Annotated in this window: 17 protein-coding genes and 1 tRNA gene; 1 reads left to right on the forward strand and 17 read right to left on the reverse strand. The window is 72.0% G+C overall.

Annotation, left to right across the window (positions count from 1 at the left end):
* The 17 genes from ACWC24_RS25940 to bldG form a co-directional block, all read right to left on the reverse strand.
* Nucleotides 1-1,103, reverse strand: a 1,103-nt coding sequence (locus ACWC24_RS25940) for an AfsR/SARP family transcriptional regulator (protein ID WP_450665326.1), incomplete at its 3' end; no start/stop codon positions are given.
* 397 nt (nt 1,104-1,500) lie between these two features.
* Entirely contained in the window at nt 1,501-2,394 is an 894-nt protein-coding gene (locus tag ACWC24_RS25945; protein WP_450665269.1) for a glycosyltransferase family 2 protein, read from the reverse strand.
* Nucleotides 2,395-2,590: 196 nt separating this feature from the next.
* Nucleotides 2,591-3,319, reverse strand: coding sequence for a hypothetical protein (locus ACWC24_RS25950; RefSeq protein ID WP_450665270.1), 729 nt, complete (start codon nt 3,317-3,319; stop codon nt 2,591-2,593).
* Nucleotides 3,316-4,815 carry a C2 family cysteine protease gene (locus ACWC24_RS25955; RefSeq protein WP_450665271.1) on the reverse strand — a complete coding sequence of 500 codons (1,500 nt, stop codon included), beginning with the start codon at nt 4,813-4,815 and terminating at the stop codon, nt 3,316-3,318. Before ACWC24_RS25955 ends, ACWC24_RS25950 begins: the two co-directional genes overlap by 4 nt.
* Before the next feature lie 4 nt (nt 4,816-4,819).
* Nucleotides 4,820-5,143, reverse strand: a complete 324-nt coding sequence (locus ACWC24_RS25960) for a hypothetical protein (protein ID WP_450665272.1) — start codon at nt 5,141-5,143, stop codon at nt 4,820-4,822.
* Between the two features lie 230 nt (nt 5,144-5,373).
* A complete protein-coding gene (locus ACWC24_RS25965; RefSeq protein WP_450665273.1) occupies nt 5,374-6,576 on the reverse strand; it encodes a cytochrome P450 family protein in 1,203 nt (400 codons plus the stop codon).
* Nucleotides 6,577-6,725: 149 nt separating this feature from the next.
* Nucleotides 6,726-6,799, reverse strand: a tRNA-Thr gene (locus ACWC24_RS25970).
* 107 nt (nt 6,800-6,906) lie between these two features.
* A complete protein-coding gene (locus ACWC24_RS25975) occupies nt 6,907-8,559 on the reverse strand; it encodes an alpha/beta hydrolase (protein ID WP_450665274.1) in 1,653 nt (550 codons plus the stop codon).
* Between the two features lie 204 nt (nt 8,560-8,763).
* On the reverse strand, nt 8,764-9,969 hold the full coding sequence (locus ACWC24_RS25980) for a DNA polymerase III subunit delta' (RefSeq protein WP_450665275.1): 1,206 nt from the start codon (nt 9,967-9,969) through the stop codon (nt 8,764-8,766).
* Between the two features lie 175 nt (nt 9,970-10,144).
* Nucleotides 10,145-13,354, reverse strand: coding sequence for a dTMP kinase (tmk, locus tag ACWC24_RS25985; RefSeq protein ID WP_450665276.1), 3,210 nt, complete (start codon nt 13,352-13,354; stop codon nt 10,145-10,147).
* Between the two features lie 211 nt (nt 13,355-13,565).
* Nucleotides 13,566-16,418 carry a type I DNA topoisomerase gene (topA, locus tag ACWC24_RS25990; RefSeq protein WP_450665277.1) on the reverse strand — a complete coding sequence of 951 codons (2,853 nt, stop codon included), beginning with the start codon at nt 16,416-16,418 and terminating at the stop codon, nt 13,566-13,568.
* Nucleotides 16,419-16,672: 254 nt separating this feature from the next.
* The gene (locus ACWC24_RS25995) at nt 16,673-16,873 is read right to left on the reverse strand and encodes a hypothetical protein (RefSeq protein ID WP_450665278.1); all 201 of its coding nucleotides are present in this window, start codon (nt 16,871-16,873) and stop codon (nt 16,673-16,675) included.
* Nucleotides 16,874-17,391: 518 nt separating this feature from the next.
* Nucleotides 17,392-18,930: a DUF7059 domain-containing protein gene (locus tag ACWC24_RS26000; RefSeq protein WP_450665279.1), complete on the reverse strand. Its 1,539-nt coding sequence runs from the start codon at nt 18,928-18,930 to the stop codon at nt 17,392-17,394.
* Between the two features lie 158 nt (nt 18,931-19,088).
* Complete coding sequence (locus ACWC24_RS26005; protein ID WP_450665280.1) at nt 19,089-19,703, reverse strand: small secreted protein; 615 nt, start codon at nt 19,701-19,703, stop codon at nt 19,089-19,091.
* Between the two features lie 194 nt (nt 19,704-19,897).
* Nucleotides 19,898-22,303, reverse strand: coding sequence for a sodium-translocating pyrophosphatase (locus ACWC24_RS26010; protein ID WP_450665281.1), 2,406 nt, complete (start codon nt 22,301-22,303; stop codon nt 19,898-19,900).
* A gap of 310 nt (nt 22,304-22,613) precedes the next feature.
* Nucleotides 22,614-23,048, reverse strand: a complete 435-nt coding sequence (locus tag ACWC24_RS26015) for an ATP-binding protein (RefSeq protein WP_450665282.1) — start codon at nt 23,046-23,048, stop codon at nt 22,614-22,616.
* Nucleotides 23,049-23,154: 106 nt separating this feature from the next.
* On the reverse strand, nt 23,155-23,496 hold the full coding sequence (bldG, locus tag ACWC24_RS26020) for an anti-sigma factor antagonist BldG (protein ID WP_009189842.1): 342 nt from the start codon (nt 23,494-23,496) through the stop codon (nt 23,155-23,157).
* Between the two features lie 80 nt (nt 23,497-23,576).
* Here bldG and ACWC24_RS26025 point away from each other — a divergent pair, with 80 nt between their 5' ends.
* Nucleotides 23,577-26,123, forward strand: a complete 2,547-nt coding sequence (locus ACWC24_RS26025) for a DEAD/DEAH box helicase (RefSeq protein WP_450665283.1) — start codon at nt 23,577-23,579, stop codon at nt 26,121-26,123.
* Nucleotides 26,124-26,159: the final 36 nt, after the last annotated feature.

Here is a 26,159-nt window from a genome sequence, read left to right on the forward strand (position 1 = left end):
GCAGGCACGGCAGCCCCCACAGGCACGGCGAGCGTCGCAGGCACGGCAGCCTCCGCAGGCACGGCAGCCCCCACAGGCACGGCGAGCGTCGCAGGCACGGCAGCCTCCGCAGGCACGGCAGCCCCCACAGGCACGGCGAGCGTCGCAGGCATGGCGGGCAAGGCAGGTGGCGCAAATGCGGCAAGCGCCGCAGGCATGGCAGGCGAGGCAGGCGGCGCAAATGCGGCAAGCGTGGCGGGCAAGGCGGGCGTGGCGGGCGCGGCAACCCTCGCAGGCGCGGCAAGCACCGCGGGTGCCGCAGGCGCGGTGGGTGGGCCGGGTGTGCCCCTCAGTACCTCCACATGCGCCTCGCGCACGCCGGGGCCCGGCTCGACGCCGAGCTCCCCGACGAGACGGCTGCGCAGATCGCGGTGGACGGCGAGGGCCTCGGCCCGGCGGCCGGTGCGATGCAGAGCGAGCATGAGCTGGCGGTGGTACGACTCGCGCAGCGGATGCTCGGCGGCCAGCGCGGCCAGCTCCGGCACCAGCGCGCCGAGCCGGTTGCCGCCCACGGCGAGCTCGGCGTCGTAGCGCCAGTCCTCCAGGAGCAGCCGCGCCTCCTTCAGCCGCTGGACGAAGGCGTACCCGCCCACCTCGGACGGCAGCCCGCTCAGCGGGGCGCCCCGCCACAGCGCGAACGCGGACAGGCACTCGCGTACGACCAGTTCCCAGTCACGAGCGGCATGCGCGCCGCGCGCCACGGCGAGGTGTCGTTCGAACACATGGACGTCCAGTTCGCCCTCGTCGACGCGCAGCAGATATCCGGGCGGCGTCGCGCGCAGCCGTTCCGGGTCGTCGAGCAGCCGGCGCAGCCGGGTCACGTGGTTGTGCAGCGAGGCCTGCGCGGAGGCGGGCGGCGCACCGCCCCAGAGGGTGTCCTTGAGCGACCCGACCGGGACGACCCGGCCGGCCTCCAGCAGCAGCGCGGCCAGCAGGGTCCGCACCTTGGGACTGCCGACGGCACGGACATCGGGGGCACCACAAGCGTCATGGTCGTCACGGGTGCCGCAGTCGTCGTACAGCACAGGCGGTCCCAGCAGTCCGAACCGCAGCGCGCACCCCATCACGCCGCTCACTGCACCTTCCCGCGCGCCTGTCCGCCAGCGCCCTCCGGTGGGATCGGCACACGGGCCGATTCTCGCCCCCGCACGACAGGATCCCGCCACCGCACCGCGCCACTCCGCCGCGGCGATCCGTCCGCCGATGTCAACAGCGCCACGGCCGGTCCGCCCGTATCGCCCATCGCTCCCGGCCGGACGAGCGACGGCGACGGAGCAGACCGTTGGCCACATGTTAGCGATCTGTTGGCCAGGCCTGATGTGATCATTCCATCGGATCCGGCCCCGACGGCGCGCGCGTCGACGACGCGGAACTCGGGGGAGTGTCGCCGCCCCGGCCGGGTCCGGGAACGCGAGGGGTCCCGGTCGTCAGAGGTGAACGGCCGGGACCCCGTCCGCGTTCTCAGATGACCGGCGGCCGCCCCAGCCTCGTCAGCCGCCAGACGGTCCGCCAGCGCATGGGCCGGCGTTCCCCGGCCGGCTCGCGCAGCCCTTCCACGAAGCCGCCGAACCAGGCCCGCAGCCCGCCGGCCGACCGGGTGCGCAGCAGGGTGACCAGGATCCACACCCCCAGGTGCACGGGGATGAGCGGCAGGGGCAGCCGGCGCCGGACCAGCCACACCCGGTTGCGGGCCGTCACCCGGTAGTAGATGGCGTGCCGGGCGGGCGAGGTCTTCGGGTGCTGGAGCAGCAGTTCGGGTGCGTAGAGGATGTGCCAGCCCGCGTCGGCGGCCCGCCAGGCCAGGTCGGTCTCCTCGTGCGCGAAGAAGAACCGGGCCGGCCAGTCGCCGGTCTGCGCCAGCATCGCCATCCTGAAGGCGTGGCCGCCGCCGAGGAATCCGGTCACGTACCCGCCCCGCATCGGGTCGGCCGCCCCGGCCCGCGGCACGTGCCGCCGCTGGGTCTCGCCGTGCTCGTCGGCGATGCGGAAGCCGACGATGCCCAGCCGCGGGTCTGCGGCGTACAGGTCCCGCACCCGGCTCAGCACGTCGGCGTCGACGAGCAGCCCGTCGTCGTCGAGCTCCACCACGACGTCGACGTCGCCGAACTCGCGCAGCCGGGCGAGGGCGACGTTGCGGCCGCCCGGACAGCCGAGGTTCTCGCTCTCCTCGACGACGGTGACCTCACCGGGCAGTGTCAGCCGCTGCGCGAACTCGGGCAGCCGGCAGCCGTTGCCCACGATCACGATCCGGGCGGGCGCGAGATCCTGCTTGGCCACCGACTCCAGCAGGGCGTCGACCTCGGCGGGCCGGTTCCCCATGGTCACCACCGCAACGGCGATTCTCGGCTCCACCAACATCCCTCACCCCATCCGGCCGACGGCGATGCCCGTCGTTCACCAAGATGTTGCCCCAGGTAGGGAAGGTCCCTCGACTCCGGTTAACTTTGCGTCCCGTTTGCGGCAATTTTCCTTACGGCAGGGGGAGTTGGGCCCATCCCCCTGCCCAGTCGGCGAGTTCCCCGGCCGACTCCCCCGGACCGCCCCGCCCGGCTCAGGCGTCGCCGAGCTCCCGGAGGTCCACATGGCCCGCCTTGAAGTCCGGCGCGTTCATGTCGACGCCCATGTTGCCGGGGTCGATCGCCTCGACCCTCCACAGCCGGTTCGCGATCTCGACCGTGCCGCCCTTGCGTACGTCGTCGTAGAAGGCGAGCTGCCCCTGTCCGGGTGCGGTCACGCTGATCGAGGCCCGCGCCGGACCGTCCTGGATGTCGGTGACGACGGCTCCCATGGCGGGCCCGTTGTCGGGCACGTGCCAGCGCAGCCGCCAGTGACCGTCCTGCGTCGTCGGCCACGTGGCCATCTGTGCTCCCTGGTTCGTGCCGCTGTGGTCCGCCGTGGTGAGGACCACGCGGTAGGTGCAGATCTGGGCGACCGTGTAGGCATGCCCGCCGAGGGTGACCTTGCCGCCCGGCGCCACGGTCCGCCTGCCGTCGTCGGCGGACAGCACGGCGGTGCGGTGCCGGCCGTCGGCCGTCGCCTCCGCGTAGGTCGCCTTGCCGCCGGCCGGCAGTGCCGTGGCACCGCCCCGCAGCAGATGCACCCCTGCGGCGCTCTTGGCGCCCTCGCACTCCGGGCCCTTGTCGGCGGCCGGCGCGGGCTGCGGGGACGACGCGGACGCCGGGGGCGTCGTGCTGTCCGACGCCTGGGGCGTCCCCGTACCGCCGCAGCCGGCCAGCAGCAGCGTGAGGCAGACGGCCCCACCGATTCTCGTGTTCCTCACCCTGCCACCTGCAACTCCTGGGGACTGTTGAAGTACTTCTCGTACTGCTCGGGCGTCGCCTCGACGTCCAGGGCGCCGCCGCCCCACGGATTGCCGAGGATGACCTTGCCGTCGGCGGTGAAGCCCTTGACGTAGAACACGTGCCGGCTGACGAAACTGCTCTTCCACTCGTTCGGCACGTCCTTGGGGTCGACCGATCCGGTCGCCACGATCACCGGGTGGTGCGACTCGAACGACTTCCTGAGGGCGCCGACGTTGTTGTCGATCGACTTGGAGTCGTGCCCGGTCACGTACGGCGGCGCCTTGTCGGTGTTGTCCCACTCGGTGGCGCCGTAGTCGCCGCTCTCGGCCCGGTCGTAGAGCTTGTCGCCCTGGTGGTTGTCCGGGGTGCCGCCGTCGTCGCCGCCGTACATCAGGGCGAACGCCTTCTCGTAGTACGCGGGCCAGGTCTCCTTGTTGCCGTGCGCCGACACCAGGTTGCCGTTCCCGTCCATCGGCAGGTCCGGGGTGACGGTGACCCAGTGCTGCTTGCCGTCCTTGTCCCAGATACGGACGTCCACCGTGCCGTTGGGGTTCTGCTTGATGCCCTCCGCGATGAACTTCGGGTTCGCCTGGGCCGTCGCGGTGAGGGACGCGATGTACCAGCAGTCCGCGAACTGCCCCTGCGAGATGCTCGACGCGTCGACCTTGCCCGGGGTGGCGAACAAGGGGTCGCCGGGCGTGCCGTAGTGCATGCCCTGCACCCCCTGTTGCAGCTGCGAGTTGTAGCCCTGCAACCAGGCGTCCGTGGTGTCGAAGCCCGGCTGGATCCCCGGGAACGCCGCCTCCAGCTTGGCCCAGTGCGAGGGTCCGGCCTTCTTCAGCAGCAGGCTGAGGTGGTCGCGGAACTGGTCGTCGGGGATGCCGTCGTGGGACTCCCACCACCACATGCCGCTGTCGTCGGTCTTCTTCGCCAGGTCGCCGTAGCGGCGCAGGTCCTCGGCCGGGACCTTGGCGAAGAAGGCGTCGAGCTCGGCGGCGGTCATGCCGTCGAGCATGCTCTTGACCTTCTCCAGGTCGTCGCGGTTGCCGTCGTCCCCGAAGTCCTTGCCGTCCAGGGCCGCCACGGCCGCCAGCGCATCGGTGATCTTCTTCTCGTCCGGCGCGTTCTCGTCGGCGAAGGCGAGCGCCGGGTCGATGGCGTACCCCTTGTCGAGCAGGTCGTTGCACAGGTCCAGCTGGTTGCAGCGGCGCGTGATCGAGTCGGACATGTCGTGCAGCTCGTGGCCGAGCGACCCCGGCAGGGTGCCGCCGCCGAACGGCCAGACCGACAGGGGGTTGCCGACCAGCGGCTGGAGGGCCGCGCTCGTGGTCGCGGGCTTTCCGCGCAGCAGGCCCTGGGCCTGGGTGAGCACCGCGGAGACGTCACTGTGCAGCTTGCCCGCGTTGTCGCCGAGCGTCTTCAGGTCGCGGCCGAGGCCGCGTATCTTCGCGCTGTCGAATCCGACGAAAGGCATCGGCTCATCCCCCGGGCTTGTCCGACTTGGCGGCCTTGGCGGCCTCCTCGTCGAGGTTGTGCGCCTCGGTCTCCCAGCGCCGCGCGTCCGCCATGAGATCACCGGCCATGGAACCCAGCGACTTCTTGCGGGCGCCCAGCGTCGCGGTGGACGTGTCGGCGAACGGCCCCTTCCAGATCGCGGGCGTCGCCTGCTTCACCGCGTTGTCGAGATAGCCGCCCAACGACCCCGCCAGCGCCCTCGCTTTGCGAGCGCACTCCCGCAGGTCCTCCGCACGCTTGCGCAACTGCGCGGGCGTCTCGCCCTGTTCGTCCGCCGGTCTGCTCATGTCGTCCCCGTAGTCGATCGGCCGCAAGGCACTGACGGCCCACGCTAACAAAGGGCAGAAACGCGCAAGTACCTTTGCGTACCGGACAGTTACCGTACTGACACGAAGCCTCGCCGGCCCTGGGCGCAGCCACGGCCAGAGCGGCCGTCGGACGGACTCCCACGGGACCGTCACGCGGACGCTCACCGGCGGGGTGCGGGCGACCGCACCCGCCGGTCCGTCCGTACCACTCAATAGCGCACGGGCAGGCCGAGCAGACCGCGGGACCGCATCGACGGCCGCCGGTGCGGTCCGTCCGGCGGGAGGTCGAGCGCGAGCCCGGGAAAACGGTCGAGGAGCGCGGAGAGGGCGACCTCCGTCTCCATACGTGCCAGGGGCGCGCCGAGGCAGTAGTGGATGCCGTGGCCGAGGGCCAGGTGACCGGTGGCGTCGCGGCCGAGGTCGAGCCGGTCGGGGTCCGGGAAACGGCGCGGGTCGCGGTGCGCGGCGGCCAGGGACAGCAGGACGGTCTCACCGGCCGGAACGCCGACCCCGCCGATGGTGACGTCCTCGACGGGGAAACGGCGGACGGCCAGGGGCACGGGCCCGTCGTAGCGGGCGAGCTCCTCGACGGCGGGGCCGAGCCGGCCCGGGTCGGCGCGCAGCGCGGCCAACTGGTCGGGATGGCTGAGCAGGGCCAGCGTGGCGTTGCCGATCAGGTGGACGGTGTTCTCGTACCCGGCGACGAGGATCAGGAAGGCCAGGGACATGAGCTCGTCCTCGGTCAGCCGGTCCTCCTGGTCGCGGACGGCGATCAGGTCGGAGAGCAGGTCGTCGGCGGGGGCGGCCCGCTTGGCCGCGAGGAGCCCGGTGAAGAAGCCCAGGAGGGACCGGACGGCTTCCCTCGCCTGCTCGGGCCGGTCCGGATCCGGGGCCACGAGCGCATCGGTCCAGGACCGGAAGTCCCGCCGGTCCCCCGGGGCCACCCCCAGCAGATCGCAGATCACGGCGATCGGCAGCGGCGCGGCGTACGCGGAGATGAGGTCGGCGCGGCCTAGCGGCGCGAGCGCGTCGAGCAGCGTCTCGGCGGTCCTCCTGACGGGTTCCCGCAGGAGTTCGACACGCTGCGGGGTGAACGCCTTGGACACCAGGCGCCGGATGCGGGTGTGGTCCGGCGGGTCCATGTTGAGCAGATTGGCGTCCAGCGCCGGCGGCAACGCGAACCCGTGGTACCCGCCGGGAGCCGCGTTGCGCTTGTCCAGCGAGAGGCGGGGGTCGGCGAGGGCCTGGCGTACGTCGTCGTAGCGGGTGACCAGCCAGGCCGGCAGCCCGTCCGTGCCGGTGATGCGATGGACGGGCCCCGCCTCACGAAGCCGCGCGTACACCGAGTAGGGGTCGGCGAGCAGCTCCGCACGGTCAACAGGGGCCGGATGACTGGGCGTTGTGGCGGACATGAGCCCCACCCTAGGCGGCGCCCCCTCACGACGGGCCACAGGCCGAACACACCACCCCGGCGAGCGCGCCCTCGCCCGGAGTCTCGGCCGACACCCGCCCCCGAACGAAAAAGCCCGGCTCGGACCATGTCCGAGCCGGGCTTCGACTGAGCCGCCTTCGGGATTCGAACCCGAGACCTACGCATTACGAGTGCGTTGCTCTGGCCATCTGAGCTAAGGCGGCGCGCTGTCCGCACCATGGTGCGATCAGCAACGTCGGTAAGTCTACACAGTTTCCAGGGGTGCTTCGTACCGGCCCCGGAGCGGGGGCTCCGGGACCGGTGATCAGGGCTACGAACAGCGCTTTCCCTCGGTCGGCGGGGTGCCGTCGAGGAGGTAGGTGTCGATCGAGGAGTCGATGCACTTGCTGCCGCGGCCGTAGGCGGTGTGGCCGTCGCCCACGTAGGTGAGGAGGCGGCCCGAGGAGAGCTGGGCGGCCAGGGACTGGGCCCAGCGGTACGGGGTCGCCGGGTCCCGCGTCGTACCGACCACGACGATCGGGGGCGCGCCCGGCGCCTGGATGCGGTGCGGCTCACCCGTGGGCCGCACCGGCCAGTACGCGCAGTTCAGGGCGGACCAGGCGAGGGTCGCGCCGAAGACCGGGGAGGCCTTCTCGAAGGCGGGCAGGGCTTGCTGCACCTGCTCCGGGCCGGTGAACGAGGGCGGGAGGTCCAGGCAGTTCACCGCCGCGTTGGCGAACATCAGATTGCTGTAGCGGCCCTCGGAGTCGCGTTCGTAGTAGCTGTCGGAGAGGGCGAGCAGGCCGGCGCCGTCGTTGTCCTTCATCGCCGAGTCCAGCGCCTCGCGCAGCTGCGGCCAGGACGCCTGGTCGTACATCGCGGCGACCACGCCGGTGGTGGCCAGGGCCTCCCCGAGCTTGCGGCCGTCCGGGTCGCCCGTGGGGATGGGGTGGGCGTCGAGTTTGCGGAGGAAGGCCTCGAGGCTGTCGCCGACCTGTTCGGGTGTCTTGTCCTTGCTCTCCAGCGGGCAGTCGCTCTGCCGCACGCAGTTCCGCGCGAACGACTGGAAGGCCGTCTCGAAGCCCGCGGTCTGTTCGAGGTTCATCCGGTACGAGGACAGCTCCGGGTCCATCGCGCCGTCCAGGACCATCCGGCCCACCCGCTCGGGGTACAGGCCCGCGTACGTCGCCCCGATGAGCGTGCCGTACGACGCCCCCAGGTAGTGCAGCTTCTCGTCGCCCAGCACCGCCCGCAGGATGTCCATGTCCCGGGCCGCCTCCATGGTCGAGACATGGCGCAGCAGCCGGGGGGCGTTCCGGCCGCAGCCCTCGGCGAACTTCTTGTACGCAGCGACGAGTGCGTCGACCTCCTGCCGGTCGTCGGGTGTGACGTCCGTCTGCGTGTACGCGTCCATCTGCGGCCCGTCGAGGCACACGACGGGCTCGCTGCGGGACACGCCCCGCGGGTCGACGGCGACCATGTCGTAGCGGGCGCGGACCTCGGCGGGGTAGCCGATGCCGGCGTACTGCTCGAGGTAGTCGATCGCCGAGCCGCCCGGTCCGCCAGGGTTCACCAGCAGCGAGCCCAGCCGCTCGCCCGGTCCGGTGGCCTTCTTGCGGGCCACGGCCAGCCGTACGTCACCGGCGGCTGGATCGGCGTAGTCCAGCGGCGCCTTCATCGTGGCGCACTCGAAGCCGGGGGTACCGCAGCTGCGCCAGGTCAGCCGTTGCCGGTAGTACGACGCGAGCGCGGACGGGGTGGCCCGGGGCAGTGCGGTCAGTGCCGGCTCCGCCGCGGTGGTCGCCGTGGCCGCGGTGATTGTGGTGGTCCCGGAACTCGTCACTCCCTGCGGGGAGCACGCGGAGATGAGCATGGCCGCGACGCCGAGCAGGGTGCCGACGCCACGCGCCGTGACGGTGCCGGTGACTCGGAAGCGGTGCTGGAGGTTTCGGCCGGTCGGACGAGGAGCGCGCCTGATGTGCATCAGGCGAGCCTAACTCTGTGCGACGCCTCGGATGCGTTGCGCACACGATGTGCCACCGTACGGGTTAGGCCGTCGGCCCGCGGGGTGGGGGAGGCGAGTCGTGCGGGCCGTACCGAAGGCTGCTCCTCAGCCCGATCCGAGGGACCTCGCCCTCAGCCCGATCCGAGGAGCACCGCCCTCAGCCCGATCCGAGGAGCACCGCCCTCAGCCCGATCTGAGGGCCATCGTCATCGCCTCCACCGCCAGCAGCGGCGCCACGTTCCGGTCGAGGGCGTCACGGCAGGCGCCGATCGCCTCGATACGGCGGAGGGTGGACTCCGGACTGCTGCCGCGGGCGAGGCGCTCCAGGGCGTCCTCCGCGTCCATGTTGGCCAGGGCGATCCGGGAGCCGAGCTGGAGGGCGAGGACGTCGCGGTAGAAGCCGGTGAGGTCGGTGAGGGCGAGGTCGAGGCTGTCGCGCTGGGTCCGGGTCCGGCGGCGCTTCTGCATGTCCTCCAGGTCCTTCATGACCCCGGCCGTGCCGCGCGGCATCCGTCCGCCCTGGACCGCGCCCAGCGCCGCCTTGAGCTCCTCGGTCTCCTTGCCGTCCATCTCCTCGGCGAGCTGCTTGGCGTCCTCGGCGGCCGCGTCGACCAGCTCCTGGGCGGCCCGGAGGCAGCCGCCGACGTCCTCGACCCGCAGCGGAAGCTTCAGCACTGCGGCCCGGCGCTCGCGCGCGGCCGGATCGGAGGCGAGGCGGCGGGCCCGGTCGACGTGCCCCTGCGTGGCGCGGGCGGCGGCAGCGGCGACGCCGGGCTCGATGCCCTCACGGCGTACGAGCATGTCGGCGACGGCGTCGACCGACGGGGTCCGCAGGTTGAGGTGGCGGCAGCGGGAGCGGATGGTCGGCAGGACGTCCTCCAGCGAGGGCGCGCACAGCAGCCAGACCGTGCGGGGCGCCGGTTCCTCGACGGCCTTGAGGACGGCGTTGGCCGACTTCTCGTTCAACCGCTCGGCGTCCTCGACGAGGATGATCTGCCAGCGGCCGTTCGCCGGTGACGTGAACGACTTGCGGACCGTGTCCCGCATGTCCTTCACCAGGATCTCGGCGCCCACGGCGGCGACCGTGCTCACGTCGGCGTGGGTGCCGACGAGCGCCGTGTGGCAGCCGTCGCAGAACCCGCAGCCAGGGGCCCCGCCGAGGGCACGGTCGGGGCTCACGCACTGCAGCGCGGCGGCGAAGGCCCGCGCCGTCTGCGTCCGCCCCGAGCCGGGCGGGCCGGTGAACAGCCAGGCGTGCGTCATCTTCGACGTCTCGGGCGGCGGCGCGGCGGCGGCCGTCGCCGTGACGAAGGCGTCGGCGTCCCGGGCGGCGGCGGCCAGCTGCTCGCTGACCTTCTCCTGCCCGACGAGGTCGTCCCACACGGTCATGGGTCAGGCCGCCCTTTCGTCACGTTTCGCGGTGCGGATTCCATTGTGCGGGCAGCCACTGACAGAGCAGCCCGCCCCAGGAGCCGCCCCGCACCACCCCGTGCCGCCCCGGAAGGTCCCGGGGTCCCGAGGGCGGGAAGCCGCCGAGCGCGCAATCCCCCGGCGGCGAGGGGGCTCAGCGGCCCCGGCCGCCGCGACGGCGCCCCGGCCGGTCGTCGTGTCCCTCGTCGTCGTCTCCACGCGGGCCGAGCAGCTCGTCCGCGAGCGTCGGCAGGTCGTCCAGCGGCGTCTCCTCGGCCCAGTCGGGCCGGGCCCGCCGCCGCGGCGCGCCGTCCTCGTCGATCTGCGGCAGCTCACGCGTCCGGTCGTCGGGACGGTCCGCCTGCCGCGGCCTCGACTCCCCCGACGGCTCGTCGCGGAAGAACCCGGACGGCACCCGGCCCGCGAGGTCCTCCTCGCGCACCGCCGGGAGCACGGCCGTCTCGTCCGCCGCGCCGGGGGCGACCGGCGGCAGCACCGTGGTCTCGTCCGCGGCGCCCGACGGCACCGGCGGCTGCGGCAGCTCGGCCGTCACCTCCGCCTCGGACCCGGTGGCGGACGCGGCCCCCGAGGACCGCGGGTCCTCGGCGTCCCGCTCGCGCACCCGCCGCAGCACCGTCGTCTCGTCCACCGGATCACCCGCCGCGGGGGCAGGCTTCACCACCGGCGTCGGCACGGTCGCCGCCTCCGACGTCACGGCCGCGGCCGACGGCGCCTTCGGCTGCGGTCCCGCCTGCGCGGCGGCCGTGGCCTGCTCGGCGGCCCGGCGTGCCGCCTCCGCCCGCAGCAGTGCCTCCTCGGCCTTGCGCTGCTTCTCCAGCCGCCGGGCCTCGGCCTCGGCACGCAGCCGGGCCTCCTCCTCGGCCTGCTTGCGGCGCCGCTCCTCCTCGGCCCTGCGCCGCTCCTCCTCCTCGGCCCGGAGCTTCTCCTCGGCGAGCAGCCGAGCGCGCTCCTCCTCGGCACGCCGGTGCGCTTCCTCGGCGCGCCGACGCGCCTCCTCCGCCTGCCGTTCGGCCTCGCGCCGCTGGGCCTCCTCCAGCTCGCGCTGCTTGCGCTCGGCCTCCTCGGCGCGCAGCCGCTCCAGCTGCGCCTGGCGCTCGCGCTCCAGACGCTCCTCCTCGGCCTTGCGCGCGGCCTCCTCCTCGGCCTTGCGCCGGGCCTCCTCCTCGGCCTTGCGGCGGGCCTCCTCGGCGGCCTTCACCTCGGCCTCGGACAGCGGCAGCATCTGGTCGAGCCGGTGCCGGACGACCGTGGTCACCGCCTCGGGCTCCTGCGCGGCGTCGACGACCAGGTACCGGCCGGGGTCGGCGGCGGCCAGCGTCAGGAAACCGGAGCGCACCCGCGCGTGGAACTCGGCGGGCTCCGACTCCAGCCGGTCCGGAGCCTCGGTGAACCGCTCGCGGGCCGCCTCCGGCGACACGTCCAGCAGCACCGTCAGATGCGGGACCAGTCCGTTCGTCGCCCAGCGGGAGATCCGCGCGATCTCCGTCGGGGACAGGTCGCGGCCCGCCCCCTGGTACGCCACCGACGAGTCGATGTACCGGTCCGAGATCACCACCGCGCCGCGCTCCAGCGCGGGCCGTACGACGGTGTCGACGTGCTCGGCGCGGTCCGCGGCGTACAGCAGCGCCTCCGCGCGGTGGGACAGCCCGGCCGACGACACGTCCAGCAGGATCGACCGCAGCCGCTTGCCCACGGGCGTCGCCCCGGGCTCGCGGGTGAGCACGACCTCGTGGCCCTTGGCCCTGATCCAGTCGGCGAGCGCGTCGGCCTGGGTGGACTTGCCGGCGCCGTCGCCGCCCTCCAGGGCGATGAAGAACCCGCCGGTCGCGGGCGCCTGCACGGGGTCGTCGCCGCCGAGCAGCGCGTCCCGCAGGTCGTGCCGCAGCGGTACGCCGGAGCGGTCGTCGACCTTGGCGAGCACCAGCGCGGCCACCGGCAGCAGCAGCGCGCCGACCAGCATCAGCGTGAACGCGGCCCCGCCGTGCGCGAACACGAACTTGCCGTTTTCCAGCCGGTGCGGCCCGATGAGCGCCGCGATCAGCGGGGCGATCACCGCGCCCAGCGCCACACAGACCCGTACGACCGCGTGCAGGTGCTCGGTCGTACGCGCCCGCCGACCGTCTTCGGTCTCCTGGTCGAGCAGGGTGTGTCCGGTGTTGGCGGACGACCCCGCGCCGACACCGGCCAGCGCGACGATCAGCAGCACGCTGGTGACGTCCGGGACGAGCCCGGCGGCCAGCAGCGCCACCCCGGTGAAGGCGAGCGACAGGAACAGCAGACGGCGCCGCGAGAGCGTCGGCAGGAAGGCCGGCGCGGTACGGATACCGACCACGACACCGCCGGTCAGCGCGAGCACCAGCAGCCCGTACAGCACGGGCCCGCCGCCCAGGTCCTTGGCGTGCAGCACCGACACGGCGACGGCGGCGGCGACCGCCGCGGCGACGGCCGCGCAGGCGAACACCAGTACCGGGATCGCGCCCGTGCGACCGGCTTCGGCACCCGCGGCCGTCCTGGGCCGGCGCAGGCCCTCCAGCGGCGAGCGCGCGCGGGGGGTGCGCACGTCGGGCAGCTCCAGGCCGCTCACCACGGACAGCGAGGCGGCGAACAGTCCGGCCGCGACGTACGACGCGAGGGCCGCCTGGTGCTGGCCGAACCAGGCGATGCCGGCGCCCAGCAGGTTGTTGACGAGGGACGCGGCGGCAAGCGTGGCGGCCGCGAGGGGGACCGCCACGAAGCTCGTGCGCAGCGAGAGGCGGCGCAGGGCGTCCATGTGGTCCGGCAGCGGCCGTACCGTCGCGCCCTCCGGGGGCGGGGCGGGCAGCAGGGCGGGTGCCGCGCCCTCGCGGCACACCGTCCAGAAGCGCTCGGCGACCCCGGTCACGAACACGGTGACCAGGAGGACCGCGAGCGCGTCGTCGGGCGTCCAGTCGATCCACAGCGGCGCGACGATCAGCAGCGCGGCCCGCAGACCGTCGGCGCCGACCATCGTCCAGCGGCGGTCGAGCGGCCCCTGCGGGGACGTCAGCGAGGTCAGCGGGCCGAGGAGCACGGCGCCGAAGAGCAGGGTCGCCAGGATGCGCACCGCGAAGACGGTGGCGACGGCGATGGCCACGCCCCGGTAGCCGCCCCCGAACGAGCCGGCGGCGATCGCCGTCTGCAGGGCGAGGACGACCAGCACGAGGAGCGTGAGGATGTCCCCCACGCCTCCCACGAGCTGGGCGCTCCAGAGCCGCTTGAGCTGCGGCCGGCGCAGCAGGGCGCGGACGGCGCGCTCGCGGGAGTCCGCCACCAGGGCGTCGTCCGGGGCGGGGTGGCTGGCCGTTGGCTGCTCGGCTCTCGTCATGCTTTCAGCCTATCGGGACCTGCCGACAGCCCGAGGCACTCGCCCACACGTGCGCACACCCCGACACCAAAGTGATGCCGAGGCGTGCGTTCCGCGAACCCGCGGTGAAGGAGATCGGGAGAGCGGCGCACCGCACGAGCACCGATCGGCCACGCGGCGGCCCGAGCCGGGCCCGAGCCGGACCCGGGGCCGCCGCCGGCCGGAACGGGCGTCAGTCCTCCGTGCTCGTCTTCGCGGCCGTCGCCGTCTTCGCGGCCGTCGCCGTCTTCGCGGCGGCCGTCTTCTTGGCGGCGGTCGTCTTCTTCGCCGCCGTGGTCTTCTTGGCGGCCGTCTTCGTCGCGGTGGCCTTCTTGGCCGGCGCCTTCTTCGCGGGCGCCTTCTTGGCCGGTGCCTTCTTCGCCGTCTTCTTGGCGGGCCCCTTGGCGCGCTTCTCGGCGAGCAGCTCGAAGCCGCGCTCCGGGGTGATCTCCTCGACGCTGTCGCCGGAGCGCAGGGTGGCGTTGGTCTCGCCGTCGGTGACGTACGGACCGAAGCGGCCGTCCTTGACCACGACCGGCTTCTCGCTGACCGGGTCCACGCCCAGCTCCTTCAGCGGCGGCTTGGCGGCCGCGCGGCCACGCTGCTTGGGCTGGGCGTAGATCGCCTGCGCCTCTTCCAGCGTGATCGTCAGGAGCTGGTCCTCGGTCTGCAGCGACCGCGAGTCCGTGCCCTTCTTCAGGTACGGGCCGTAGCGGCCGTTCTGCGCGGTGATCTCCACGCCGTCCGCGTCCGTGCCGACGACGCGCGGGAGCGACATCAGCTGGAGCGCGTCCTGGAGGGTCACCGTGTCCAGCGACATCGACTTGAAGAGGGAGGCCGTGCGCGGCTTGACCGCGTTCTTGCCGGTCTTCGGGGTGCCCTCGGGGAGCACCTCGGTGACGTACGGCCCGTAGCGGCCGGCCCTGGCGATGATCTGGTGGCCCGACTCCGGGTCGGCGCCCAGCTCGAAGTCGCCGCTCGGCTTGGCGAGCAGTTCCTCCGCGAAGTCGACGGAGAGCTCGTCCGGCGCCAGGTCGTCCGGCACGTCGGCGCGCTGGTGGCCCTCGGCGTCCTTCTCGCCGCGCTCGATGTACGGCCCGTAGCGGCCGACCCTGAGCACGATGTCGTTGCCGACGGGGAACGAGGACACCTCGCGGGCGTCGATCGCGCCCAGGTCGGTGACCAGTTCCTTGAGACCGCCGAGGTGGTCGCCGTCGCCGTTGCCCGCGTCGGCGGCGCCGGTCGCCTCGCCCTCGCCGAAGTAGAAGCGCTTCAGCCACGGCACGGCCTGCGCCTCGCCGCGGGCGATGCGGTCGAGGTCGTCCTCCATGCGCGCGGTGAAGTCGTAGTCGACCAGCCGGCCGAAGTGCTTCTCCAGGAGGTTCACCACGGCGAAGGACAGGAAGGACGGCACGAGGGCCGTGCCCTTCTTGAAGACGTAGCCGCGGTCGAGGATGGTGCCGAGGATCGACGCGTACGTCGACGGGCGGCCGATCTCGCGCTCCTCGAGTTCCTTGACCAGGCTGGCCTCGGTGTAGCGGGCCGGGGGCTTGGTGGCGTGCCCGTCGACCGTGATCTCCTCGGCCGTGAGCGCGTCGCCCTCGGCGACCTGCGGCAGACGGCGCTCGCGGTCGTCGAGTTCGGCGTTCGGGTCGTCGGCGCCCTCGACGTACGCCTTCAGGAAGCCGTGGAAGGTGATCGTCTTGCCGGAGGCGCTGAATTCGACGTCCCGGCCGTCGGCGGCAGCGCCGGCGATCTTCACCGTGACGGAGTTGCCGACCGCGTCCTTCATCTGCGAGGCGACGGTCCGCTTCCAGATCAGCTCGTAGAGCTTGAACTGGTCGCCGGTCAGACCGGTCTCGGCGGGCGTGCGGAAACGATCGCCCGAGGGGCGGATCGCCTCGTGCGCCTCCTGGGCGTTCTTGACCTTCCCGGCGTACGTGCGCGGCCGGTCCGGCAGATAGTCGGCGCCGTACAGCTGCGTGACCTGGGCGCGGGCGGCCGTGACCGCGGTGTCGCTCAGCGTCGTGGAGTCCGTACGCATGTACGTGATGTAGCCGTTCTCGTACAGCTTCTGCGCGACCTGCATGGTGGCCTTGGCGCCGAAGCCGAGCTTGCGGCTGGCCTCCTGCTGGAGCGTCGTCGTACGGAACGGGGCGTACGGCGAGCGGCGGTACGGCTTGGACTCGACGGACCGGACGGCGAACCGGGTGTTCTCCAGGGCGGCGGCCAGGGCGCGGGCGTTCGCCTCGTCGAGGTGGAGGATGTTCGCGCTCTTGAGCTGCCCCAGGGAGTCGAAGTCGCGGCCCTGCGCGACCCGCCTGCCGTCGACCGTCTGGAGGCGGGCGACCAGGGACGACGGGTCCGACGGGTCTCCCGCGCGGCCGGTCGCGAAGGTGCCCGTCAGGTCCCAGTACTCGGCGGAACGGAACGCGATGCGCTCGCGTTCCCGCTCGACGACGAGCCGGGTGGCGACGGACTGGACCCGGCCCGCCGACAGCCGCGGCATGACCTTCTTCCACAGGACCGGCGACACCTCGTAGCCGTAGAGGCGGTCGAGGATGCGACGGGTCTCCTGGGCGTCGACCATGCGCTTGTTCAGGTCGCGCGGGTTGGCCACGGCCTCGCGGATCGCGTCCTTGGTGATCTCGTGGAACACCATGCGCTTGACCGGGACCTTGGGCTTCAGCACTTCGAGGAGGTGCCACGCGATGGCTTCGCCCTCGCGGTCCTCATCGGTGGCCAGGAAGAGTTCGTCGGAATCCTTCAGCAGGTCCTTGAGCTTCTTGACCTGGGCCTTTTTGTCAGCGTTGACCACGTAGATCGGCTGGAAGTCGTGTTCGACGTCCACCCCGAGGCGGCGGACCTCGCCGGTGTACTTCTCGGGCACCTCCGCGGCGCCGTTGGGGAGGTCGCGGATGTGCCCGACGCTCGCTTCGACGACGTAGCCGGGGCCGAGATAGCCCTTGATCGTCTTCGCCTTGGCAGGCGACTCGACGATGACGAGTCGGCGGCCGCCCTGTGCGGTCTCGCTGGTCGGGGACAACTTCGCTCTTCTCTCCGGTCGACGCTGGGGCCTCCCCGGGCTTTCTTCCCGGGGTCGGGTCATGGTGACGCTGCGGAGTGTGACGGTACATCCCGTCCCCGTGTCAAACGGGAAAAGCCCGCAACGGCCACTCGAACGGTAACCCGACTACCGCCATTCCTGCCGCCCGGAGTGTCCACCAGTCCTTCCGGCAGTCCTTCCGAGGCGATCCGGAGTGCGACCTCTCAATTACTGGCGGGAGGAGGCCTGGACAGCTATCGGACGCGGACGAGGCACCATGCGGCGAGCACCAGCGCGGCCGCTCCCACGAGAGCGGCGAGGGTCGCCGATGCGACCGGGTTCACACCGAGGGCGACCGGTTCGCGACGCCTGACGCGGGTCGCGGTCCACACCAGCAACCCGGTTCCGAACAGGGCGAACACCACTCCGGTGAAGATCGCCGGCCCGCTCTCCATGGTCTGCCGCGCCCCTTTTCCGCGGCCTTCGACGGGCCGCTGCCAGGAGACTGCCACGCATGGGCGGCGCGCAGAAGAACCCGAGGTGAACGCCGGGCCGACACGGCCGTGATCCCGCCACCGCCCCAGGCCGTGCCGGGCAGGGTGTCTTTCCGGTCGTCTTCGCGGCGCCCGCGCGTCGTCTTCGCGGCGCCCGCGCGGTGACTCGAACTTGTTTCCGTGGAACTCGGCCGCGTCGCCGACCCCCTCGGCGTGCCGGGACGGCCGGCGCGTGCCGAGAGGCCGGCGGTGGCGGGCGACCGGGGCTCGCGGGACCCGGGCCGCAGCGCGATGCCGTGACCGGTGACGCACGCGTGCGCAGGTGCGTCGCCGAAGCGTCCGGCGCCGGAGGATGTTGGCCGGTTTCACGTCCCGGAGCGGGATGCCGACGCGGTCACCCGAGGTGCCGTGCGGCGGGAGCCGCACGGCGGACGACGGGGTCATGGCGGGACGGAGTCACGGGGCACCCGGTCGCGGGCTCACCGCTCCGGTTCGAGGAACCCCTGCTCCACCAGCAGACGGATCTGGGCGGGGGTGCGGTCGCGCAGCAGCACCGGGTCCTCGCCGACCAGTTGGGCGATGGCGTCGAGGATGCGGCCCGCGCTCAACGAGCCGTCGCACACGCCCGCGAAGCCCGCGCCGACCGTGTCCACCTTGGTGGCCCTGCGCATACCCCGGTGCTGACGCAGCACGACATGCTCCGGATCCTCGGCGCCGGGCAGCCCGACCTGCTCCTGGACGATCTCGGTGGCGAGCCTGAAGTGACCGGCGAGCAGCGCGGCGTCGTCGTGCTCCCGCAGGTAGTCGAGGCGGTCGAAGTGCGCCCGGATCGTGTCACCGAGCGGTTGTTCGACGGAGTGCGGCCACTCCTCCACGGTGACGGAGGGCTCGGCGGCCGTCCGGCGCAGGGTGATCCAGCCGAAGCCGACGGCCTTCACCTTGCGCGCCTCGAACTCGTCCAGCCATGCGTCGTAGCGCGCCTGGTACTCGACCGGGTCGCTGCGGTGGTCTCCCGCGTCCCTGAGCCACAGCTCGGCGTACTGCGTGACATCCTGCACCTCGCGCTGCACGATCCAGGCGTCACAGCCGCGCGGGACCCACGACCTGAGCCTGTCCTGCCAGTCCTCCCCCTCCACGTGCTGCCAGTTGGCGAGGAACTGCGCGAACCCGCCCTCGTTCAGCCGCTGTCCCGACTGCTGAACGAGCATGCGGCACAGATCGTCCCCGCCCATCCCGCCGTCGCGGTACGTCAGCCGGGCGCCCGGCGAGATCACGAACGGCGGGTTGGAGACGATCAGGTCGTACGTCTCGTCGTCGCGGACCGGGTCGAACAGCGAGCCCTCGCGCAGGTCGGCGGCCGGTGCGCCGGACAGCGCGAGGGTGAGGGCGGTGATGTGCAGGGCACGCGGGTTGAGGTCGGTCGCCGTCACCCGCGTGGCGTGCTGGGCGGCGTGCAGCGCCTGGACACCGGAGCCCGTGCCGAGGTCGAGTGCGGAGCCGACGGGGGTGCGGACGGTGATGCCGGCGAGGGTCGTGGACGCGCCGCCCACACCGAGGACCACGGCGGTGTCCGCCTGCCCGCCCCGGCCGCCGATGCCTCCCGCGCCGCCGACCGCGCAGCCCAGGTCCGACACGATGAACCAGTCCTCGCCGTCGGGTCCGCCGAACGGCCGTACGTCCACGGTCGCGGCGACCTCGTCCCCGCCGGCGCGCACCAGCCAGCCGCTCTCCAGACACGCGTCGACGGGCAGCACACCCGCCACGCGCGCGTGCGGCACGGGCTGCTGGAGCAGGAACAGCCGGACGAGCGTCTCCAGCGGCGTGTCCCCACGGGTCGCCCGGAGCGCGGGGACGGTCTCGCTGCGCGCCAGCGCCGTGTACGCGGGGGCGCCGAGCAGTTCGAGCAGCCCGTCGGCGGTGAAGGAGGCACCGAGCAGGGCGTCGCGCAGACCGGCGGTGACGTCGGGGCGGTCGGCGGAGGGCAGGGGGATGAGGGTGGAGTCGGTGGAGTTGCTCACGTCCCCATTGTGTCCGCTCCGGATCGTGTCCGCTCCGGCCGACCGCGCGATCGCGCCCACCGCACCGCGCGCACTCGGGCGGAAACATGTACGTACGCCCGGAGGCCCCGTACGCGCACGTACGGGGCCTCCGGGCAGGTGGTGGGGGGCGGGCCGGATCAGCCCGCTGTCGCCGCCGCCGACGACGACGCGGCGGACTTGCAGCTCGCCTGCTCGGCCATGGCCTTGCCGACGTCGCCCGCCTCTAGTTCCTTGAGGGCGCCGTTGCCGTTCTTGCTCAGCTTGTCGAGCTCGGCGGCGACGTCCTTCAGACCGTCGGCGAACTTGGCCTGGTCCTTGGTGTCGAGCGCGTCGACCTGCTTCTTCAGGGAGGCGTACGACGCCGCGATGTCGTCGAGCTCCTTGACCGCGCCCTGCTGCTTCTTCTCGGCGTTCTTGGCGTCCCCGCTGTCCGGCGCCCCCGCCTGTTCGACGGCGGTGCCGATCGCCTTGTAGGCGTCCGACATGTCCTGGAACGCCTGGGAGTCGGTCTTCTGGACGTCCGCCGGCGCGCTGTTGTCCGAGGTCTGCTTCTGGATGGCGGCGTTGGCGGCCGCGATCTTCTTGGCCTGCGGCTGGACGGAGTCGCAGACCTGCTTGGCCCAGGCGCTCAGCTTCGCGCTGCCACCGTCGTCGCTGCTGCTGCTGGTACATCCCGACAGCGCCATTGTCAGTACCGCACCGCCGGACAGTGCGGCCGCGAGCTTCTTGTTCACCGGGTTGGTCCCTTCCATGGCTCTCGGCCCCGGAACATACACGCCACGCGGACGACAGACCCTCGACGAATGCCCCTTATGAGCATCTATTTAGCCATTTGCACCAAGTGAGAGAAGGCTCACGAGCAGGGGCGCGAACACGCACAAGGGCGGGCGGCGACGCGTCGACACGCGCCACCGCCCGCCCGTGAGCCCGGCCTCGCCCGGACCGCCTACGAAACCACCGCAGGATCGGCCGACTTGGAGGCCCGCTCGGCGTTCTCCTCGTCGCCCACGGCGATACCGCGCCGCTTGGAGATGTACACCGAGACCACGATGACCAGGAGCGCGAGGACCGCGATCGAGATCCTCACCCCCATGCTCTTGTCGTGGCCGTAGGAGAACTTGATGACAGCCGGCGCAATCAGCAGCGCCACCAGGTTCATCACCTTCAGCAGCGGGTTGATCGCGGGGCCGGCGGTGTCCTTGAAGGGGTCGCCGACCGTGTCGCCGATCACCGTGGCCGCGTGCGCCTCGCTCCCCTTGCCGCCGTGGTGGCCGTCCTCCACGAGCTTCTTGGCGTTGTCCCAGGCGCCGCCGGAGTTGGCGAGGAACACCGCCATCAGCGTGCCCGCCCCGATCGCGCCCGCGAGGTACGCGCCGAGCGGGCCGATGCCGAGCGTGAAGCCGATGAAGATCGGTGCCATCACGGCCAGCAGGCCGGGCGTGGCGAGTTCACGCAGGGCGTCCTTGGTGCAGATGTCGACGACCTTGCCGTACTCGGGGGTCTCCGTGTAGTCCATGATCCCCGGCTTCTCGCGGAACTGCCGCCGCACCTCGAAGACCACGGATCCCGCCGAACGCGACACCGCGTTGATCGCCAGGCCCGAGAAGAGGAAGACGACCGCCGCGCCGGCGATGAGGCCGACGAGGTTGTTGGGCTGCGAGATGTCCATCATCAGGCTCATCGGCGCGCCCGCTCCGGTGAGTTTCTCGCCGACGTCCTGCGCCCCGGTGGTGATCGCGTCACGGTACGACCCGAAGAGCGCCGACGCCGCCAGCACCGCGGTGGCGATGGCGATGCCCTTGGTGATGGCCTTGGTGGTGTTGCCGACCGCGTCCAGGTTGGTGAGCACCTGTGCGCCCGCCCCCTGGACGTCGCCGGACATCTCGGCGATGCCCTGGGCGTTGTCGGAGACCGGACCGAAGGTGTCCATCGCGACGATCACACCGACCGTGGTGAGCAGACCGGTGCCGGCCAGCGCCACGGCGAACAGCGCCAGCATGATCGACGTACCGCCGAGCAGGAAGGCGCCGTACACACCGAGGCCGATCAGCAGCGCGGTGTAGACGGCCGACTCCAGGCCGACGGAGATACCGGCGAGGACGACGGTGGCCGGGCCGGTCAGCGAGGTCTTGCCGATGTCCCTGACCGGGCGGCGGGTGGTTTCGGTGAAGTAGCCGGTCAGCTGCTGGATGACGGCGGCGAGCAGGATGCCGATCGCCACCGCGACCAGGGCGAGGATCCGCGGATCGCCGCTCTTGCCCTTGATCGCCGCGTCGGTGACGCCGTCGAGACCGGCGTACGTCGACGGCAGGTAGACGAAGACCGCCAGCGCGACCAGCACGACCGAGATCACCGCGGAGATGAAGAAGCCCCGGTTGATCGCGGACATGCCACTGCGGTCGGTGCGGCGCGGGGACACGGCGAAGATGCCGATCATCGCGGTGACGACGCCGATCGCCGGCACCAGCAACGGGAAGGCGAGGCCGAAGTTCCCGAAGGCCGCCTTGCCGAGGATCAGCGCGGCGACCAGGGTCACGGCGTACGACTCGAACAGGTCGGCCGCCATGCCCGCGCAGTCGCCGACGTTGTCGCCCACGTTGTCGGCGATGGTCGCGGCATTGCGCGGGTCGTCCTCCGGGATGCCCTTCTCGACCTTGCCGACCAGGTCGGCGCCGACGTCGGCGGCCTTGGTGAAGATACCTCCGCCGACTCGCATGAACATGGCGATCAGGGCGGCGCCGAGGCCGAATCCCTCGAGCACCTTCGGCGCGTCGGCCGCGTACACCAGCACCACGCAGGAGGCGCCCAGCAGACCGAGCCCCACCGTGAACATGCCGACGACGCCGCCCGTGCGGAAAGCGATCTTCATTGCCTTGTGCGAGACGGTGGTGAGGTCCTTTTCCGGCTCACCCTCCGCCGGGGTCGCTTCCCTGGCCGCCGCGGCGACACGCACATTGCTGCGCACGGCGAGCCACATGCCGATATAGCCGGTGGCCGCCGAGAACCCGGCGCCGATCAGGAAGAAGATCGACCGGCCGGCCCGCTGATTCCAGTCGTCCGCGGGCAGCAGCATGAGCAGGAAGAAGACGACCACGGCGAATACGCCGAGCGTGCGCAACTGCCGGGCCAGATAGGCGTTGGCGCCTTCCTGGACCGCCGCCGCGATCTTCTTCATGCTGTCGGTGCCCTCGCCCGCGGCGAGCACCTGGCGCACCAGGACACCCGCGACCACGAGGGCGGCCAGCGCCACGACACCGATGACGGTCACCAGGACGCGATTGTCGTCGGTCAGAACTGCGGCTGCGAAGGTTGTGGGGTGATCGAACTGCTGAGGGGTAGAAAGCCCCGCCATTCGTCCTCCTTGACGCTTGGGCTGAGCTCAAGATGTGGACGGATTCTAGGTACCGGAACCTGATCAAAACAGGGCGCGGTAAACGGAATTAGCCTTCACTTGCTCTCCAGCAAATGATCGAGGTCACGCCATCGACCCCGAAAGAGGTAATGCCTTAAAAGCATTGACGCTCGCGGGGGCGCTTGATCGAATGATCGCCCGATTGATCGTGAATTTCTTCACGCATTCCTGCGAACGGGTGAGGAAAACACGAAGGGCCCTGCTCAGCAGGGCCCGTGCGGGGGTGATGCGGTGGTGCGCCGATCGGGCGTCAGACCGACGCGACGGCGGGCGGGGTGGTCGGCCAGGTCATGCGGATGCGTCCGCCGCTCTGTCCGGCGGACACCTCCACGTCGTCGACGAGTCCGCTGATGACCGCGAGGCCCATCTCGTCCTCCTCGGCCTCGATGTCCGGATCCTCGACCACGTCGCCGACCGAGCCCTCCCGGGGGGCGTGCGGCGCCTCGTCCCCGACCTCGATGGAGAACTGTTTCTCCTCCTCGACGAGCAGGACCTGGATCGGCGCTGTGATGGCACCGTTCCGGTGCAGTCCGACGGCGCGGGAACACGCCTCGCCGACGGCGAGCCGCACCTCGTCGAGGACGGCCTCGTCCACCCCGGCCCTGCGCGCCACCGCTGCCGCCACGAGCCGGGCGGTCCTGACGTGCTCGGGCAGCGCGCTGAAGCGGAGTTCGACGGTGGCCATGCATCCCCCTCGGAACTACGGGCGTGCGGTCGGGGGGCCGGGCTGCCGAAAGCCCGGTCCCCCTGGTGTTCAACTCGACCCCCCGGGCACACGGCCCGGACGGTGATCAGTCGGTCGCCGCCACCGCTTCGTCGACCGAGGTGTGGATGGGGAACACCTTGGTCAGACCGGTGATACGGAAGATCTTCAGAATGCGCTCCTGGTTGCAGACCAGGCGCAGCGAGCCCTCGTGGGCACGCACCCGCTTCAGGCCGCCGACCAGCACGCCGAGCCCGGTGGAGTCGAGGAAGTCCACGCCCTCCATGTCGACGACGAGGTGGAAATTGCCGTCGTTCACCAGCTCGACCAACTGTTCGCGCAACTTGGGCGCGGTATATACGTCGATTTCGCCACCGACCTCGACGACCGTACGATCGCCGACGGTACGGGTCGACAGGGACAGGTCCACGGATCCTCCAGCACCTTGCTATCGAGCGGTCGCCCCATGGGACACCTCGGCAGAGCCCCCAGGACGGTTCGCCAGCCGCGATGGCATTCAATCACTTACCGGCAGGCGTGCACGACGCCTTGGCTCCATTGTCCGTCACGCCAGTGACACACTCGGTGCCGATGGCCGAGAATCACCGAACCGATCGATCCCCGGCGGAACCCGAGTCCCGCCCCGCGCCGAGCACAGTCCTGAACCGGCTCGCCTCGGGGCCGAGCCGGGCTTCGCGCATCACTCATACGGAGCACTTGCCCCCGCGTGCGGGTCGCCATGCCGTCTGGCCTCACCGGATTCGCTCCGAGGTCGTCGCGGCCGTCCGGTCCGCGGGCATCGAACACCCTTGGGCCCACCAGGCGGAGGTCGCCGAGCACGCCCTGGACGGCGAGTCGGTGGTGGTCGCGACCGGCACCGCGTCCGGCAAGTCCCTCGCCTACCTCGTCCCGGTCCTGTCCGCGCTCCTGGACGGCTCCGAGGCCCCGAACGGCCGCGGCGCCACCGCCCTGTACCTGGCCCCCACGAAGGCTCTGGCGGCCGACCAGTGCCGCGCGGTGAAGGCACTCGCGCAGCCCCTGGGCAAGGCCGTACGCCCGGCCGTGTACGACGGCGACACGCCCTTCGAGGAACGCGAGTGGGTCCGCCAGTACGCCAACTACGTCCTGACCAACCCGGACATGCTCCACCGCGGCATATTGCCGTCCCACCCGCGCTGGTCCTCCTTCCTGAAGTCGCTCAGATACGTCGTCGTCGACGAGTGCCACACCTACCGGGGCGTCTTCGGCTCCCATGTCGCCCAGGTGCTGCGCCGCCTGCGCCGCCTGTGCGCCCGCTACGGGGCCTCCCCGGTCTTCCTGCTGGCGTCCGCCACCGCCGCCGAACCGGCCGTGGCCGCCCGCCGGCTGACCGGCCTGCCGGTGGTCGAGGTCGCCGACGACGCCTCGCCCCGCGGTGAACTGGTGTTCGCCCTCTGGGAGCCCCCGCTCACCGAGATGCAGGGCGAGAAAGGCGCTCCGGTACGCCGGACGGCCACCGCCGAGACGGCCGACCTGCTCACCGACCTCGCCGTGCAGGGCGTACGCACGGTCGCCTTCGTACGGTCCCGGCGCGGCGCCGAGCTCATCGCCGTCATCGCCCAGGAGCGTCTCGCCGAGGTGGATCGTTCACTGGCCCGGCGTGTCGCGGCGTATCGCGGCGGCTACCTCCCCGAGGAGCGCCGCGCCCTGGAACGCGCCCTGCACTCCGGCGAGCTCCTCGGTCTCGCCGCCACGACCGCGCTGGAACTCGGCGTGGACGTGTCGGGCCTGGACGCCGTGCTCATCACCGGCTACCCGGGCACCCGCGCGTCGCTGTGGCAGCAGGCGGGCCGGGCCGGACGCTCCGGGCAGGGTGCCCTCGCCGTCCTGGTGGCCCGCGACGATCCGCTGGACACCTTCCTCGTCCATCATCCGGAGGCCCTGTTCGACCGACCGGTGGAATCGACGGTCCTCGACCCCGACAATCCCTACGTCCTCGCCCCGCACCTGTGCGCGGCGGCGGCGGAGCTGCCGCTGGTCGAGGAGGACCTGGACCTCTTCGGTCCGGCGGCCGCGGAACTGCTGCCGCAACTGGAGGCCGCGAAGCTGCTGCGCCGGCGGACGAAGGCCTGGCACTGGACCCGCCGGGAGCGGGCCGCCGACCTGACCGACATCCGCGGCGAGGGCGGAAGGCCGGTGCAGATCGTCGAGGAGGGCACGGGCCGACTGCTGGGCACGGTCGACGAGAGCGCCTCCCACACCGCCGTCCACGAGGGCGCGGTCCACCTCCACCAGGGACGTACGTACCTCGTCCGCTCCCTCGACCTGGAGGACTCGGTCGCCCTGGTCGAAGAGGCCGCCCCGCCGTACTCGACGGTCGCCCGCGACACCACGTCGATCTCCGTCCTGGAGACCGACACCGAGATCCCCTGGGGCGACGGCCGCCTGTGCTACGGCTCCGTGGAGGTCACCAACCAGGTCGTCTCCTTCCTGCGCAGACGCGTCATCACCGGTGAGGTGCTGGGCGAGACGAAGCTCGACCTCCCCCCTCGTACGCTGCGGACCCGGGCCGTGTGGTGGACGGTCACCGAGGACCAGCTCGACGAGGCCCGGATCAACCCGGAGATCCTGGGCGGCGCCCTGCACGCCGCCGAGCACGCCTCGATCGGGATGCTGCCCCTCTTCGCGACCTGCGACCGCTGGGACATCGGCGGCGTGTCCGTACCCCTGCACCCCGACACCCTCCTGCCGACGGTCTTCGTCTACGACGGCCACCCCGGCGGCGCGGGCTTCGCGGAGCGCGCCTTCCACACCGCCCGCGCCTGGCTCACCGCCACCCGTCAGGCCATCGCCGCCTGCGAGTGCGAGGCCGGCTGCCCGTCCTGCATCCAGTCGCCCAAGTGCGGCAACGGGAACGATCCCCTGCACAAGCGGGGCGCCGTACGCCTGCTCACGGTTCTGCTGCGGGAAGCTCCGCGGGAGGAACCGCAGGACGGAGCACAGGATGCGCCGCAGGACGAGGCGCAGGATCGGGGAGCGCCGGAGTCGGGGCGGCTCCCGGGACCGGCACGGGAATAGGGCCGGGTCGCGGGACCGGCACAGGAATAGGGCCGG

The organism is Streptomyces sp. NPDC001443, from assembly GCF_053597355.1.